Genomic DNA, 17,496 nt, shown 5'->3' with positions numbered 1-17,496 from the left:
TGTTTTACATAAAAAGAACGTTACATATAAAATGACCTTTGCGGGATTTTTCTCTTTTTACTGGCGAGATCGTTGCTTGTTTATTCGAAAATAGGTATGATAAAAGAGACGAAAGAGGGATGATAGATGGAGATTAATTGGAGAAAAAATTTAGTGATTGCGTGGATTGGCTGTTTTTTCACTGGTGCAAGTATTAGTTTAGTTATGCCATTCATACCAGTTTATGTTGAGCAACTAGGAACACCAAAAGATCAAATCGAATTGTTTTCGGGACTAGCAATCTCTGTGACTGCTTTTGCATCTGCCGTGGTTGCACCAATCTGGGGAAATCTAGCTGATCGAAAAGGCCGAAAACTCATGATGATCCGTGCAGCAGCAGGGATGACATTAACAATGGGATCTTTGGCTTTTGTACCGAACGCGTATTGGCTTTTGATCATGCGGTTTTGGAATGGGATTTTGTCTGGATATATTCCAAATGCCACAGCGATGATTGCTTCACAGGCACCTAGAGAAAAGAGCGGATGGGCGTTAGGAACATTGTCTACCGGAGCGATTGCTGGAAATCTGATCGGACCTTCAATGGGCGGTGCACTGGCTCAGTGGTTTGGTATGGAAAATGTATTCTTGATCACAGGGGCTTTGTTGATGATCACAACGGTATTGACCATTTTCTTAGTCAAAGAAGATTTCCATCCGATCGAGAAAAAAGATCTGATAAGCACCAAAGAAATTTTTTCAAAAATGGATCATCTCTCTATTTTGATCGGTCTCTTCATTACGACCTTGATTTTACAGATAGGAATCACTACGATCAGCCCTATTTTGACCTTATATATTCGTGAATTGAGCGGAAGTACAGAAAATATCCTTTTTGTCAGCGGCTTGATTGTTTCGATAGCTGGTGTTTCCGCTGTCTTTTCTTCACCGAAACTAGGAAAACTAGGGGATAAGATTGGGAATCAAAAAGTTCTAATTGGAGGACTCATTTTATCATTTTGCTGTTATTTACCTATGGCATTCGTCACTACACCGCTCCAATTAGGTATACTTCGCTTTATTTTAGGCTTTTCAACTGGCGCTTTGATGCCTTCTGTCAATACACTGATCAGTAAGATTACGCCTCAAGAAGGAGTCAGCCGAATCTATAGCTACAATCAGATGTTTAGCAACTTTGGACAAGTTTTAGGTCCCATGCTAGGATCGACAGTCGCGCATGCTTATAATTACAGTGCTGTTTTTATTGTGACAAGTTTGTTTGTTCTGTCAAATATTCTTCTTTCTTTATTCAACTTTCGTAAAGTTCTTCGCAGCAGATTATAATGGTGGTGAGGAGTAGAAAATAAAAAAGAGCTTGAGAAATCTCAAGCTCTTGGCTGTTTTTTTACGAATGGGCAGAGGTTTCTTTTCTTGGCGCAACTGCACCAATCAAAAGGATAATAACACCCGCAATGAATGAAATGATTGTTGTCAAAGTAAAATCATATGTTCCGCTTGTTAATGCAGCACCAATATAACCGACTACTTGACCTAGAACGACAGCCCAGAATAATGTAACGATATATCGCATAAAGAACACCTCTTTTCTATCTTAATTTTACCAGATTTTCTTTGAATGTAAAGAAACGAGACCAAATCTCAATAAAATTTGAGTTCTTGCGAAAGAACTCATTCCTACAGATTACAAGCAAGCAAATGAAGTGGAATAATCAACTTCAGCGCCTGCTATCTTAATGAAAGTAAAAGGATCAAACCTTTTAACGCTAGTGAATTTTAACGAAAAAAAAGGCGGAATGCAAGATGTTTTTCCCACAACTTTATACAATTACTTCTTATTCTCTTTTACAAAGTACGATACGTATTCGAGAATATGTACAAGAAGCAAAAAAACAAGGCTACACTTCATTAGCCATAACGGATAAAGATGTCTTATACGGTGCACCTGAATTCTATCGTATTTGTGTAGAAGAAGGAGTACAGCCAATCATTGGATTACATCTTAGTTATACTTATGAAGAAAAAAATTATGGCTTGCTTGCGTACGCAAAAGATGAAATAGGTTATCAGCAGCTGATGAAACTTTCCAGCCGAAAAATGATCCAAGAAAAATTGGAACTTGCAGAAATGACAGAAACCGACCATCTAGCGTTTGTTGTTCCGGCAAATCATTCTGTTTCTGAGGCTTTCAATAAAGAGGATAACTTTTTCGGTCATTGGCAGTTTTTACTTGAAAATGTTTTTACTAGAAATTTTTATATCGGCTTGACAGAAAACACGCCTGATCAATTGCCTGAATGGTATCAGTATGTGATAAAAGAAAATTATTCGCTTTGTGCATTACATCCCATCGCTAGTTTACAACAAGAAGAACTTTTTGCACTTGAAGTGATGAAACATATCAAAGAGGGAAGCCAAATACCTTTAGAAAATTTATCTGCATCTTTACCACTAACAGCAAATGGCTATCTTCTTTCAGAACAAGAAATGATCAAACGATTCGAAAAAGCGGGTCTTTCCCAAGCTGTAATAGGCGCCCAGCGTTTAGCTGAATCGATTTCATTTGAATTCCAGTTCCATCAGAAATTACTTCCGCATTATCCAGTTCCTAATGGAAAACAAGCTGGAGAATATTTAAGAGAGTTATGCTATTCGCAAGTGGAACGCCGAATCACTGATTATACAAAGGAATACCAAGAACGTTTGGACTACGAGTTATCTGTCATCCATCAAATGGGATTCGATGATTATTTCTTGATCGTATGGGATGTAATGGCTTTTGCTCATAGAAACAAAATCGTTACCGGTGCAGGTCGTGGTTCTGCTGCGGGTTCATTAGTAGCCTATGTGTTAGAAATCACAGATGTGGATCCATTAGAATATGATTTGCTGTTCGAACGCTTTTTAAACCCCGAACGCTTTACGATGCCAGATATCGATTTGGATATTCCTGACAATCGACGTGAAGAAGTATTGAATTATGTTCGAGAAAAGTATGGACAATATCATATGGCACAAATCGCAACATTTGGCACAATGGCAGCAAAAATGGTTCTTAGAGATGCAGCTAGAGTGTTTGGTTTATCGCAAAGTGAAGCAAACCGCTGGTCAAAAGCAATACCCAATCAATTGAAAATCACATTGACCCAAGCTTATAAAACTTCGCATCAATTAGTAGAATTAGTTCAGGCAAGCGAAAAAAACCAACTTTTATTCAAAACTGCAGTGATTTTAGAAGGATTGCCAAGACATGTTTCGACTCACGCAGCAGGTGTAGTTATCAGCGATAAGAATCTACTTGAACTAGTTCCGCTCCAACGCGGTTCTGATGAAGCTTTTCTGACCCAGTATACGATGAATGAGGTAGAAGCAATCGGTCTTTTGAAAATGGACTTTTTAGGACTACGCAACTTATCGATTATTGATTTTACTTTGAAAGCTGTTAAGCGAGTAGAAGGGTATGAGATCCGATTAAAAGAGATCCCGCTAAATGATGCAAAAACGCTGCTCTTGTTTCAACGAGGCGAAACCTCAGGAGTATTTCAATTTGAATCTGCTGGTATCCGGAACGTTTTACGAAGATTAGATCCAGAAAACATCGAAGATATTGCCGCAGTCAATGCATTGTATCGACCAGGCCCTATGCAAAATATAGATACCTTCATTGCCAGGAAGAAAGGAAAAGAAGCCATTCGCTACCCAGATGATTCACTGATCCCGATTTTGAAAAACACATATGGAGTGATCGTCTATCAGGAACAAATCATGCAGATCGCCTCGACTATGGCTGGATTTACATTAGGGCAGTCAGATATTCTGCGACGGGCAGTGAGTAAAAAGAAAAAAGACGTATTAGATGAAGAAAAGTCGCATTTTGTATCAGGAGCATTACAACAGGGATATTCGGAAAAAACAGCAGCGACCGTATATGAATATATCGAAAAATTTGCAAACTATGGATTCAATCGGTCACATGCATTTGCTTATTCATTCGTGGGATTCCAAATGGCGTATCTAAAAGCCCATCATCCAGGTGCTTTCTTTACCAGCCTGATGAATTCTGTTCGGCATAACACATCAAAATTGAAAGAATATATTGCAGAAGCACGTAAAAATAAACTCAAACTTTCCTCGCCGTCCATTAATCAAAGTAATTCCAGTTTTGAGTTGGTCAATAAGGAAGAAATCAGATTCGGACTGACAGCGATAAAAGGTATTCGGCGTGATTTTGTAGAAGATATATTAAACGAAAGAAAACAAAATGGCCCGTTCCAGTCAGTGGATCAATTCCTCATACGGATCGATAAGCGTTGGCTGAAATTAGAGTTACTGCAATCACTGACAGCAGTAGGAGTTTTTGATGAATTATCTCCTAACAGGAAACAATTGATGCTTGATCTCGAAGGAAAAATCCAAAATATCGTTTACAGTGGTGGAAGTCTTGACTTGCTGGGAATCATGGCATTAAAAGAAGAAGAAGTCGCTGACTATACACTAGAAGAACGCTTGAAGCTGGAAGAGGAGTACTTAGGTATTTATTTGTCAGGTCATCCTGCAGAAGGGTTTGATCGTCTTCGTTTAGCTAAACAAGTTCAGCTGATTACAGATATCGTCCCTAATCAACCAGTCAATTTATTAGTGATGATCAAGGAAGTTAGAGAAATTCGGACAAAAAAAGGAGAACTGATGGCCTTTGTTGAAGGAACCGACAGTAGTGGAGAAATTTCTGTCACAGTTTTTCCAACTCTTTATCGTAAATATCGTAATTTGTTTGCCGTTGATCGAGTGATCTTTGTTCAAGGGCGGAGCGAAATCAGCAAATATAATCAGGAACTGCAACTAATTGGAGAAAGCTTTGCTGATCCTAACCAGTTAGAAGCCCAGTATCCTTCACAAACTTGCTATTTGCGTATTACAGAAGAACGGGAAGATCCCGAGATAATGAAACAATTACAAGTGATTTTTCAGAAACACCCAGGATATATACCAGTAGTTATGTATCACGAAAAAACGCAACGAAAAGTAGTTCTGTCAGATGCTTATTGGGTGGATGACAGCAAGAGTATAAAGGGGCAACTTATTTATCTGCTTGGCGAAGATAATGTGGTTTTCAAATAACTTACGGTAAAAAATACTACTTGCTTTCATTTTTTTTCATTTTTTTATCCGTAAATCAAGACAAGTGAGAAAAATAATGTTAGAATGTTAGTCGTGGTTAACGCAAAAATGGTTGTAAACCTAAGTCATACTTAGGATAAAGTATTTTAATGAGGTGAATGTTTATTATGAAACGCATCGGAATTTTGACCAGTGGCGGAGACGCACCTGGAATGAATGCAGCTGTTCGTGCCGTTGTTCGTAAAGGTATTTACGAAGGACTGGAAGTATACGGGATCAATTATGGTTTTGCCGGTTTAGTTGCTGGAGATATTCGTCGTCTTGATGTGGCAGATGTAGGTGACAAGATCCAACGTGGTGGTACATTCTTGTATTCTGCACGTTATCCAGAATTTGCAACTGAAGAAGGTCAATTAAAAGGAATCGAACAATTGAAAAAATTCGGAATCGAAGGTCTAGTGGTTATCGGAGGAGACGGCTCTTATCATGGCGCAATGGCTTTGACAAAACGCGGTTTCCCAGCAGTAGGTATTCCTGGAACAATCGATAATGATATTCCTGGGACTGATTTCACAATCGGTTTTGATACAGCAATCAATACAGTACTAGAATCAATTGACCGTATTCGTGACACAGCGACTTCTCATGTTCGTACATTCGTTATCGAAGTAATGGGACGCAATGCAGGAGACATCGCTTTATGGTCAGGTGTGGCTGGCGGAGCGGATGAAATCATCATCCCAGAACATGATTTTGATATGGCTTCAGTTGCTAAAAAAATCCAAGAAGGCCGCGATCGCGGGAAGAAACATTGCTTGATCATCTTGGCTGAAGGTGTAATGGGCGGAAATGAATTCGCTGAGAAACTTTCAGAATTTGGTGACTATCATACACGTGTATCTATCTTGGGACACGTTGTCCGTGGTGGAGCACCAAGCGCACGCGACCGCGTGTTGGCAAGTAAATTCGGTGCTTACGCTGTCGAATTGCTTCAAGAAGGAAAAGGTGGATTATGTGTCGGTATCCATGACAACGAAATCGTTGCGTCTGACATCATTGATACACTTGAAAACAACAAACATAAACCAGACTTATCACTATATGATCTAAATAATTCACTTTCATTTTAAGAGTGAAAGAAACCAAGCTATTTAAGCTGTATACAGCTTTAAATAAACAAAATTGAATGGGAGAGTTTTTTAAATGAAAAAAACCAAAATCGTTAGTACATTAGGACCAGCAAGTAACTCAGTAGAAATTATTTCTCAATTGATTGAATCTGGGGCAAATGTCTTCCGCTTTAACTTTTCTCATGGTGACCATGAAGAACAATTATCACGTATGACTATGGTCCGTGAAGCAGTTAAAAAGACAGGAAAAGATGTCGGTATTCTTTTAGATACAAAAGGAGCTGAAATCCGTACAACTGTTCAAGGCACAACAGAAGCTGATTTTGGTCGTGCAGGATACATCAAATTTGAAGTAGGAGATCAAACACGCATCTCTATGGATCCTGAACATGTAGGTTCAAAAGAAAAAATCGCGGTTACTTACCCAGGATTATTTGACGATGTTCACGTTGGTGGACACATTTTATTTGATGATGGTTTGATCGATATGCAAATCATTGAAAAAGACGAAGCAAACCGTGAATTAGTCGTAGAAGTTAAAAATGCAGGTATGCTAGGATCACGTAAAGGGGTAAATGCACCAGGCGTTTCTATTAGTTTGCCAGGTATTACTCCAAAAGATGCTGACGATATTCGTTTTGGTTTAGACAACGATATCGACTTTATCGCTGCAAGTTTTGTACGTAAAGCACAAGACGTTCTAGATATCCGCGAAATCTTAGAAGAAAAAGACATGACTCATGTTCAAATCTTCCCTAAAATCGAATCTCAAGAAGGTATCGACAACATTGACGAAATCATCAAAGTTTCTGACGGTGTTATGATTGCCCGCGGAGATATGGGTGTTGAAATCCCAGCTGAACTAGTACCAATGGTTCAAAAACGCATCATCAAAAAATGTAATGCTGCTGGTATCCCAGTTATCACTGCTACACAAATGTTAGAATCAATGCAAGAAAACCCACGTCCAACACGTGCGGAAGCTTCTGACGTTGCTAACGCTGTATTTGATGGCACAGATGCAACAATGCTATCTGGTGAATCTGCAAACGGGGACTACCCAGTTGAAGCTGTTTCAACAATGGCACGTATCGACCAAGAAGCTGAAAATGCATTATCAGAATTAGGTACATTCCAATTGAACGAATTCGATAAAACAGATGTAACTGAAACAATCGGTTTATCTGTAGCTCGTGCTGCAAAAAATCTAGGCGTGAAAACAATCGTTGCTGCAACTGAATCAGGATACACTGCAAAAATGATTTCAAAATATCGTCCAGATGCAGATATCTTGGCTGTTACTTTTGACGAACGCACAAAACGTGGTTTGATGTTAAACTGGGGCGTTTACCCAACAGTTGCTGAAAAACCATCAACAACTGATGAAATGTTTGAACTAGCAGCTAAAAAAGCTGTTGAATTAGGTTTCGCATCAGAAGGCGATTTAATCTTGATCACTGCTGGTGTACCAGTTGGTGAACGCGGAACGACTAACGTGATGAAAATTCAAATGATTGGTTCTAAATTATTAGAAGCTCAAGGCGTTGGACAAAAATCTGTCGTTGCAAATGCAGTTATTGCTTCATCTGCTGAAGAAGCTGTAAAAAAAGCAAAAGACGGAATGGTTCTAGTTGTACCATCAACTGACAAAGAATATATGCCTGCAATCGAAAAAGCAGCTGCTGTTATCGTTGAAGAAGGCGGATTGACTTCTCACGCTGCAGTTGTAGGAATTGCACAAGATATTCCTGTAATCGTTGGTGCTAAAGGCGCAACAACAACAATTACAGAAGGTGAATTGATTACCGTTGATTCACGTCGCGGCATCGTTTACCGTGGCGAAACAACAGCTATCTAATTTAGCTTAATAAAAAATAAAAACAGCTCTTCTTTTACGAAGAGCTGTTTTTTTGTGCTGTAACGAATTCATGGATAACTTGGACTACTTGTTCTTGAAGAGGCGTGACGATCTGCTGTGTTCGTTTTGCCAATGAAATCAAGAAGCGAGGCTGAACTTCATCTGAAAGAGGGAGGCAAACTAAATGATCTTCAGGATGGACAGCAATCTCTGCCAAAAAACCGATACCCACATTTTCTCGGACCATACTCTTTAAAATCGTCAAGTCATTGCTTTGATAAACAACTTTTGGATGAGTATGTGTTTGTTTAGAAAGCTTAGTGAATGCTGCGGGGTGGACATAATGTTCGTTCAATAGTACAAACTGTTCATCTGCTATATCTTTGAAAGAGACAGTATCCTGCTTGGAAAGAGGATGTGTAGGTGGCACGACGATCATGAAACGTTTGTCCAAAAGTAACTCTGTTTCTAAATATTGATCCACGATTGGCTGTGTTGAGCCTAATACAGCTAAATCGATCCTCCCTTGTCGGATCATCCCGTATAAGTCCCGAGAGCCTCCATCGGTAATCTCAATTTGATTCATCAATTCATGCTTGATAAAGTAACTTGACAGTTTAGGAAAGTATTCATTGCCGATAATAGGAGGCATGCCAAAACGAAGCTTTTTCTTTTGCAACTGAGTGATTTCAGCTCTTGCAGTAGAAATCTCTTGGAGAATGGTTTGTGCATGGAGAAACAGCTGCTTTCCAGAAGGCGTGACGATTAATTCGTGATGCGATCGATCTCTTGTAATAAGTACGGTGTCAAACTCTTTTTCAAGACGTTGTAATGCATATGTAATAGTAGGTTGGCTCACACGGAAATAATTAGCCACTTTCGTAAAATTTTTTTGTTTGACGATTTGGACATAGTATTCGATATCTTTCGTGTTCATGAAGATCATCCGCTCCTTTAATGGAATAATGATTATTGTAAATGATTCTGAGGATGATAGCAAACAGAGGCTTTCTAATAAAGATTTTTCTGTTTTTTTATGAACTGCAAGGTGTCAAGAAAATTTCATTGACAACATGCTTTTTGCCCTGTATAATTGCTTTTGTTGCTTAGGAGTGATGAAAAATGAAATGGTCTTTATTGGAATTGAGAAAATACCAGGAGACACCGTTAACTTTTCATGAGACGCTCGACTTGAAAGCCGCTCTCATGAAGCGAGACAATTTAATACTTGATGTTGCGCCAGTGGAAGTCGAAGGTTTGGTCTCAGTTGATAAGAAAGGCTATATCGTTCATTACACTGTGCAGACGACTTTGACAGTTCCTTCAACACGTTCACTAGAACCTGTTGAACTGCCCATGGATTTTTCTGTAGACGAAGTATTCATGACAGAAGAACAATTCCAAAGTAGAGATGAACAAATGTCTGCAGATGAGATTTTGCTAATTGAAGGTCCATTATTGAATTTAGCAGAGTCGATTGAAGACAACATCTTATTGGCGATTCCAATGCGGGTATTGACAAAAGAAGAGGAAGCAGCAACAGAACTTCCAAAAGGCAATGATTGGGAAGTTGTTTCCGAAGAAGAATACCAGCGCAGAAAAATGGAAGAAGCCGAGAATAAAATTGATCCTCGTCTTGCAAAACTATCTGAACTTTTTGATTCTAAATCAAAAGACGACGATAACAAGTAAGATTGGAATATATTGTGTCTAATTTAGATACAAGACTTTACAAGGAGGTGTAGCAAAATGGCAGTACCAGCTAGAAGAACATCAAAAGCTAAAAAAGCAAAACGTCGTACACACTACAAATTGACAATCAAAGGGTTAAACGAATGTCCAAACTGTGGTGAAATGAAAAAAAGCCATCACGTATGTGCAAATTGTGGTTACTATGATGGTAAGGACGTAATGTCAAAAGAAGCTTAATACATTTTAATTAGAAAATGTAAAACCTCAAGGCTAACCATGGAGCCTTGAGGTTTATTTTTTTGTAGTCGGTAAATAAAAAATATGTTGTTCTTTAGTTTGCAATGTAGCCGTGTTAAGCTATAATGTAAGAGATTAGGGAGAAATCCCGTATGTAGGAGGAGTTCATATGTCAAAACAACAAATCGGCGTTGTCGGTATGGCCGTTATGGGTAAAAATCTAGCCTTGAACATAGAAAGCCGCGGCTATTCAGTGGCTTTATTCAATCGTACAGGGGCTAAAACAACCGCTGTAGTAGAAGAACACCCAGATAAAAATTTCAAAGCAACATATACAATCGAAGAATTTGTAGAATCTATCGAGAAACCACGTCGGATCTTGCTAATGGTCAAAGCAGGACCGGCAACAGATGCAACAATCCAAGAGTTACTTCCTCACCTTGATAAAGGCGATATTTTGATTGACGGAGGAAATACATTCTTTAAAGATACGATGCGTCGTAATGAAGAGTTAGCCAACTCTGGCATCAACTTTATCGGTACAGGCGTTTCCGGTGGTGAAGAAGGAGCTTTAAAAGGACCTTCAATCATGCCTGGTGGACAAAAAGAAGCCTATGCGCTAGTTGCACCAATCTTAGAGCAAATTTCTGCAAAAGCAGAAGACGGAGCACCATGTGTCACATATATTGGCCCAAATGGAGCCGGACATTATGTGAAAATGGTACACAACGGTATTGAGTATGGAGATATGCAACTGATTGCTGAATCTTATGACTTAATGAAGAATATTTTAAACCTTTCAGTAGAAGAAATGGCTGATATCTTTAAAGAATGGAATCAAGGCGAATTAGACAGCTATTTGATAGAAATCACTGCTGACATTCTGACACGTAAAGACGATGAAGGAACAGGTAAACCAGTAGTAGATGTGATCCTTGATGCAGCTGGGAATAAAGGAACAGGTAAATGGACAAGCCAAAGCGCGCTTGACTTAGGTGTGCCACTTCCATTGATCACTGAATCTGTATTTGCCCGCTATATTTCTGCTTATAAAGAAGAACGCGTACAAGCAAGTAAAATTTTGTCTCGTACGAACGATTTTGAGTTCACGGGAGACAAAAAAGAATTGGTCGAAAAAATCCGAGAAGCGTTGTATTTCAGTAAAATCATGAGTTATGCCCAAGGATTTGCTCAATTACGTGTCGCTTCAAAAGAATTTGATTGGGACTTGCCATTTGGTGAAATCGCAAAAATCTGGCGCGCTGGATGTATCATCCGAGCTCGATTCTTGCAAAAAATTACGGATGCCTATGACAAAAATCCTGAGATCGAAAATTTATTGCTAGATGATTACTTCGTTGAAATCACGAAAAAATATCAGCAATCAGTCAGAGACGTCGTTGCCTTGGCTGTCCAAGCTGGCGTACCTGTACCGACTTTCTCATCAGCCATCGCTTACTTCGATTCATACAGAGCAGAACGTCTGCCTGCAAATATAATCCAAGCCCAACGCGATTACTTTGGCGCACATACCTATGAACGTGTCGACAAAGAAGGAATCTTCCATTACTCATGGTACCATGAAGAATAATAGTCTTTCGGCTGTTAGGAAATGAGAAAATAAAAAGAGGACGAAAGAGCTGAAGTCGATTGTTATGAGTAGACTTCAGCTCTTTTTTAAAATTGCTATCCATGATAAAATGACTATAGATTTTTAAGCATATTATCGGTATAATGATAGAGTTTTTAAAAAGCCAGTAGAATAGAAAGGATAAAATAATAAATGAGCAATATTCTAATCATTGAAGATGAAAAGAACTTGGCACGATTTGTCGAGCTAGAGTTGAAGCATGAAGGGTATAACGCAGAAGTCCACTACAACGGCCGAACTGGTTTAGATGCGGCATTAAATAATGAGTGGGATGCCATATTGTTGGATCTGATGCTCCCAGAATTGAACGGTTTAGAAGTCTGCAGACGTGTACGCCAAGTCAAAAATACACCAATCATTATGATGACTGCAAGAGATTCTGTGATCGATCGTGTATCTGGACTTGACCACGGAGCAGATGACTACATCGTCAAACCATTTGCTATCGAAGAATTATTAGCACGTCTTCGTGCATTGTTGCGTCGAATCGATATTGAAGGCGATAAAAATGTGGCTAAACAAACTACTATTACTTATCGCGATTTGACTATCGAAAAAGAAAACCGTGTCGTACGTCGCGGAAATGAAGTAATTGAACTAACAAAAAGAGAATACGAGTTGCTGCTTACTTTAATGGAAAACGTGAACGTGGTATTAGCACGTGACGTTTTACTAAATAAAGTGTGGGGATACGAAACAGAAGTTGAAACAAACGTAGTGGACGTATATATTCGTTATCTTCGCAACAAAATTGACGTTCCCGGGGAGGAAAGCTATATCCAAACTGTACGCGGAACAGGTTATGTGATGCGCTCGTGATAAAGCCGAAAAAATCGGAAAAAAGAGAACTGAAAGGGCCCTCCTTGACAATCAAGTGGGCCTTTGCGAGTTCTTTCTTCATATTCGTTGTGTTTACAATTTTCGCTGTCATTACCTATAAATCATCTATCAATCTGATTGTGGCAAAAGAAAGAAACAATGTAGAGCGTACGATTTCAGAAGTAGCTTCTCGTTTGGCTAACTCGGATGAAGAACTGACATTAGTAAATACGTATCGTAATCTGACGAAAGCGACAAATGACGGAGATGAGGTCGTAGATCATACTTCACTGGTCGAAGGAAACTTAATGAAGATCGATTCCTTTATAGCTGAGCTAGGGCAGCCATCAATGGATCTTTATGTTTATGATTTGGACGAGAACTTGATTTTTAAAACCCATGAAAACAGTCGAAACCTGATTCAGACTACACGTAAAGTTCCAACGATCGTTACACTAGAAGGAAAAACTGGCTTTTTATCTATCCAGCCTATATATTCTAAAGGTACAAGAGAAAAGATCGGCTATGCGCAAAGCTTCTATGAATTATCTTCTTTCTATGATATTCGAAATAAGCTATTATTGACTCTTATTGTTTTAGAAGTTGTTTCTTTGATCTTAAGTAGTATTTTAGGTTTCTTTTTATCTTCTTATTTCTTAAAACCACTCAAGGTACTCAGAGATACAATGGATACTATACGTAAAGATCCGCAATCAGATATCCACATGCCTGAAATCGACACAAATGATGAATTGGCAGATTTAGCTGAAATATTCAATGAGATGCTTGACCGTATGCGTTTGTATATTGAACAACAAGAGCAATTCGTGGAAGACGTATCTCATGAGTTAAGGACACCTGTTGCAATTATTGAAGGGCATCTTAGTCTGCTAAATCGTTGGGGGAAAGATGATCCTGAGATATTAGAAGAATCATTAAGCGCCAGCATGCAAGAAATCAGCCGTATGAAAAGCTTAGTTCAAGAGATGCTAGACTTATCAAGAGCAGAACAAGTAGATGTTCATTATGCGAATGAAACAACTAAAGGAAAAGAAGTCACCTATCAAGTTTATAATAATTTCAAGATATTATATCCAGACTATGTGATCACTTTAGATGATGATTTGACAAAAGAAGTGACCCTGCAAATTTATCGTAATCACTTTGAACAATTAATCATTATCATATTGGATAACGCAGTAAAGTATTCAACTACACGAAAAGAAGTCCATATCTCTATTTCTTCCACTCTGAATGAATTTGAGATCGCGATTCAGGACTTTGGCGAAGGAATACCCAAAGAAGACCTTAATAAGATCTTCAATCGTTTTTATCGAGTGGATAAAGCAAGAGCTAGAACGAAGGGTGGAAATGGTCTGGGGTTGTCTATCGCTAAACAACTGGTTGAAAACTATAAAGGACGTATCTTAGCAGAAAGTGTAGTAGGGCAAGGGACAATTTTTAGAATCTTTATTCCTATCGCAAAGGCAGAAGACAAGTAAAGCATGTGCTTTACTTGTTTTTTTATATATCCAACAAAGAATAAGGTACAAAATACAAGCAAGTGAGAAATTCAGGGATGTCATTATAAAAAAAACTAGCGAACAATTAAATAGAATAACATCCGTTAATTAAATGTAAGTAGCTTTTAGATGAACGAAAAAACAATAAAATGCTGTAATATTCGTGTTTAAAAATAATAAATAAAAATAGGGAATTTTCTATTGCAATTTTATAAAGAGATTGCTATATTATTATTTGTTCTAAATGATTCCTTTAAGGTGTCACTAAAAATTATAAAAAATAGTGTTGACGCACTTTTGATGTCATGTTATAATAACGAAGTCGTTTGGATGAGATAGCTAATAAAGCTTGATTTTATCGAAAAAAACTTCGAAAAAGTTATTGACAAATAACAATAAAGATGATATGATAATCAAGTCGCTGCTAATGAGTGACAAAGACGTTTAGAAAAAATAAACAAAGAAGTTGTTGACACTCTCTTCTGAATCTGATAAGATTAAAGAGTTGTTGAAACAAAAAGATTAGACCTTTGAAAACTGAACAAAGTAAGACAAACCAAATGTGTAGGGCGTCTTGATTCAATTCAAGACAACAAACATTTTTAACAAGCAAGCAATATGCTAGCAAACAAATTGAGCTTAACAATCGCAAGATTGTTCGAACTTTTTATGAGAGTTTGATCCTGGCTCAGGACGAACGCTGGCGGCGTGCCTAATACATGCAAGTCGAACGCTTCTTTTTCCACCGGAGCTTGCTCCACCGGAAAAAGAAGAGTGGCGAACGGGTGAGTAACACGTGGGTAACCTGCCCATCAGAAGGGGATAACACTTGGAAACAGGTGCTAATACCGTATAACAATCAAAACCGCATGGTTTTGATTTGAAAGGCGCTTTCGGGTGTCGCTGATGGATGGACCCGCGGTGCATTAGCTAGTTGGTGAGGTAACGGCTCACCAAGGCCACGATGCATAGCCGACCTGAGAGGGTGATCGGCCACATTGGGACTGAGACACGGCCCAAACTCCTACGGGAGGCAGCAGTAGGGAATCTTCGGCAATGGACGAAAGTCTGACCGAGCAACGCCGCGTGAGTGAAGAAGGTTTTCGGATCGTAAAACTCTGTTGTTAGAGAAGAACAAGGATGAGAGTAACTGTTCATCCCTTGACGGTATCTAACCAGAAAGCCACGGCTAACTACGTGCCAGCAGCCGCGGTAATACGTAGGTGGCAAGCGTTGTCCGGATTTATTGGGCGTAAAGCGAGCGCAGGCGGTTTCTTAAGTCTGATGTGAAAGCCCCCGGCTCAACCGGGGAGGGTCATTGGAAACTGGGAGACTTGAGTGCAGAAGAGGAGAGTGGAATTCCATGTGTAGCGGTGAAATGCGTAGATATATGGAGGAACACCAGTGGCGAAGGCGGCTCTCTGGTCTGTAACTGACGCTGAGGCTCGAAAGCGTGGGGAGCAAACAGGATTAGATACCCTGGTAGTCCACGCCGTAAACGATGAGTGCTAAGTGTTGGAGGGTTTCCGCCCTTCAGTGCTGCAGCTAACGCATTAAGCACTCCGCCTGGGGAGTACGACCGCAAGGTTGAAACTCAAAGGAATTGACGGGGGCCCGCACAAGCGGTGGAGCATGTGGTTTAATTCGAAGCAACGCGAAGAACCTTACCAGGTCTTGACATCCTTTGACCACTCTAGAGATAGAGCTTCCCCTTCGGGGGCAAAGTGACAGGTGGTGCATGGTTGTCGTCAGCTCGTGTCGTGAGATGTTGGGTTAAGTCCCGCAACGAGCGCAACCCTTATTGTTAGTTGCCATCATTCAGTTGGGCACTCTAGCAAGACTGCCGGTGACAAACCGGAGGAAGGTGGGGATGACGTCAAATCATCATGCCCCTTATGACCTGGGCTACACACGTGCTACAATGGGAAGTACAACGAGTTGCGAAGTCGCGAGGCTAAGCTAATCTCTTAAAGCTTCTCTCAGTTCGGATTGCAGGCTGCAACTCGCCTGCATGAAGCCGGAATCGCTAGTAATCGCGGATCAGCACGCCGCGGTGAATACGTTCCCGGGCCTTGTACACACCGCCCGTCACACCACGAGAGTTTGTAACACCCGAAGTCGGTGAGGTAACCTTTTGGAGCCAGCCGCCTAAGGTGGGATAGATGATTGGGGTGAAGTCGTAACAAGGTAGCCGTATCGGAAGGTGCGGCTGGATCACCTCCTTTCTAAGGAATATTACGGAGACTACACAATTTGTTTTTACTTTGTTCAGTTTTGAGAGGTTTACTCTCAATTTAAAACGGGGCCTTAGCTCAGCTGGGAGAGCGCCTGCTTTGCACGCAGGAGGTCAGCGGTTCGATCCCGCTAGGCTCCATTAACAACATTAGTTGTTAAATTTGTTCATTGAAAACTGGATATTTGAAGTAAATGTAAGTAATACAAACCGAGAACACCGCGTTGAATTTGAAAGCTGAACAAATTGTTTAGCCTGAAGCAAAATAGGCGGACGGCCATAAAATCTTTGATTTTATGAGACGATCGATCTTTTTGCCGCACAGGCTGATTTGTGAGCTGGATAGAGTTTTTTAATAAGTTCAATTGCTTATTTTCTTGATCTAACTTCTATCGCTAGAAGAAGGGTCAAAACCCAACCGCAAGGTTGATAAGGTTAAGTGAATAAGGGCGCACGGTGGATGCCTTGGCACTAGGAGCCGATGAAGGACGGGACTAACACCGATATGCTTTGGGGAGCTGTACGTAAGCTATGATCCAGAGATTTCCGAATGGGGGAACCCAGCATCTTTAATAGGATGTTACGATTGTGTGAATACATAGCACATTCGAGGTAGACGCAGAGAACTGAAACATCTAAGTACCTGCAGGAAGAGAAAGAAAATTCGATTCCCTGAGTAGCGGCGAGCGAAACGGGAAAAGCCCAAACCAGCAAGCTTGCTTGTTGGGGTTGTAGGACTCCAATATGGTAGTTCTTTCAGATAGTCGAATGACTTGGAAAAGTCAGTCAAAGAGGGTAAAAACCCCGTAGACGAAATGTGGAAGACACCTAGGAGGATCCTGAGTACGGCGGAACACGAGAAATTCCGTCGGAATCCGGGAGGACCATCTCCCAAGGCTAAATACTCCCTAGTGACCGATAGTGAACCAGTACCGTGAGGGAAAGGTGAAAAGCACCCCGGAAGGGGAGTGAAATAGAACCTGAAACCGTGTGCCTACAACAAGTCAAAGCCCGTTAATGGGTGATGGCGTGCCTTTTGTAGAATGAACCGGCGAGTTACGATTGCATGCGAGGTTAAGTTGAAGAGACGGAGCCGCAGCGAAAGCGAGTCTGAATAGGGCGTTTGAGTATGTAGTCGTAGACCCGAAACCATGTGATCTACCCATGTCCAGGTTGAAGGTGCGGTAAAACGCACTGGAGGACCGAACCCACGTACGTTGAAAAGTGCGGGGATGAGG

General features: G+C 40.2%; 11 protein-coding genes, 1 tRNA gene and 2 rRNA genes (1 of these 14 only partly in view). 12 read left to right on the top strand and 2 right to left on the bottom strand.

What is annotated here, in order from left to right; all coding sequences use genetic code 11:
* The first annotated feature begins 126 nt into the window (after positions 1-126).
* Positions 127-1,323: a multidrug efflux MFS transporter gene (locus IGL31_RS08715; protein ID WP_002290958.1), complete on the top strand. Its 1,197-nt coding sequence runs from the start codon at positions 127-129 to the stop codon at positions 1,321-1,323.
* A gap of 61 nt (positions 1,324-1,384) precedes the next feature.
* Here IGL31_RS08715 and IGL31_RS08710 read toward each other — a convergent pair whose 3' ends face one another.
* Positions 1,385-1,570 carry a YjzD family protein gene (locus IGL31_RS08710; protein ID WP_002295359.1) on the bottom strand — a complete coding sequence of 62 codons (186 nt, stop codon included), beginning with the start codon at positions 1,568-1,570 and terminating at the stop codon, positions 1,385-1,387.
* Positions 1,571-1,800: 230 nt separating this feature from the next.
* Between IGL31_RS08710 and dnaE the strand changes: the two genes are divergently transcribed.
* From dnaE to pyk, 3 genes are all read left to right on the top strand, one after another.
* Complete coding sequence (gene dnaE, locus IGL31_RS08705; protein ID WP_002330253.1) at positions 1,801-5,115, top strand: DNA polymerase III subunit alpha; 3,315 nt, start codon at positions 1,801-1,803, stop codon at positions 5,113-5,115.
* Positions 5,116-5,282: 167 nt separating this feature from the next.
* The gene (gene pfkA / locus IGL31_RS08700; RefSeq protein WP_002304759.1) at positions 5,283-6,245 is read left to right on the top strand and encodes a 6-phosphofructokinase; all 963 of its coding nucleotides are present in this window, start codon (positions 5,283-5,285) and stop codon (positions 6,243-6,245) included.
* A 73-nt stretch (positions 6,246-6,318) separates the two neighbouring features.
* A complete protein-coding gene (pyk, locus tag IGL31_RS08695) occupies positions 6,319-8,103 on the top strand; it encodes a pyruvate kinase (protein ID WP_002295355.1) in 1,785 nt (594 codons plus the stop codon).
* Positions 8,104-8,137: 34 nt separating this feature from the next.
* Here the strand turns inward: pyk and IGL31_RS08690 are convergent, their stop codons facing one another.
* A complete protein-coding gene (locus IGL31_RS08690) occupies positions 8,138-9,040 on the bottom strand; it encodes a LysR substrate-binding domain-containing protein (protein WP_002295354.1) in 903 nt (300 codons plus the stop codon).
* 185 nt (positions 9,041-9,225) lie between these two features.
* Between IGL31_RS08690 and IGL31_RS08685 the strand changes: the two genes are divergently transcribed.
* The 8 genes from IGL31_RS08685 to IGL31_RS08650 all read left to right on the top strand — a co-directional run.
* Complete coding sequence (locus IGL31_RS08685; protein ID WP_002295352.1) at positions 9,226-9,795, top strand: YceD family protein; 570 nt, start codon at positions 9,226-9,228, stop codon at positions 9,793-9,795.
* Positions 9,796-9,852: 57 nt separating this feature from the next.
* Positions 9,853-10,032, top strand: a complete 180-nt coding sequence (rpmF, locus tag IGL31_RS08680) for a 50S ribosomal protein L32 (RefSeq protein WP_002290970.1) — start codon at positions 9,853-9,855, stop codon at positions 10,030-10,032.
* Between the two features lie 169 nt (positions 10,033-10,201).
* Positions 10,202-11,623 carry an NADP-dependent phosphogluconate dehydrogenase gene (gene gndA / locus IGL31_RS08675; protein ID WP_002295350.1) on the top strand — a complete coding sequence of 474 codons (1,422 nt, stop codon included), beginning with the start codon at positions 10,202-10,204 and terminating at the stop codon, positions 11,621-11,623.
* A 192-nt stretch (positions 11,624-11,815) separates the two neighbouring features.
* On the top strand, positions 11,816-12,502 hold the full coding sequence (locus IGL31_RS08670) for a response regulator transcription factor (RefSeq protein WP_002290973.1): 687 nt from the start codon (positions 11,816-11,818) through the stop codon (positions 12,500-12,502).
* On the top strand, positions 12,499-14,004 hold the full coding sequence (locus IGL31_RS08665) for a HAMP domain-containing sensor histidine kinase (protein WP_002298265.1): 1,506 nt from the start codon (positions 12,499-12,501) through the stop codon (positions 14,002-14,004). The genes IGL31_RS08670 and IGL31_RS08665 overlap by 4 nt, the downstream gene beginning before the upstream one ends.
* Positions 14,005-14,690: 686 nt before the next feature.
* Positions 14,691-16,250, top strand: a 16S ribosomal RNA gene (locus tag IGL31_RS08660).
* A gap of 76 nt (positions 16,251-16,326) precedes the next feature.
* Positions 16,327-16,399 (top strand) — tRNA-Ala (locus tag IGL31_RS08655).
* Between the two features lie 292 nt (positions 16,400-16,691).
* Positions 16,692-17,496 (top strand): 23S ribosomal RNA (locus tag IGL31_RS08650) (it continues 2,110 nt past the right edge of the window).
* Together the 16S and 23S rRNA genes with 1 tRNA gene alongside form the textbook arrangement of a ribosomal RNA operon.

It is taken from the genome of Enterococcus sp. MSG3290 (assembly GCF_050555565.1).
In the GTDB taxonomy this organism is placed as follows: domain Bacteria; phylum Bacillota; class Bacilli; order Lactobacillales; family Enterococcaceae; genus Enterococcus_B; species Enterococcus_B faecium.
The sequence above is the reverse complement of the archived record's forward strand: the minus strand, read 5'-3'. Positions and strand labels throughout refer to the sequence as shown.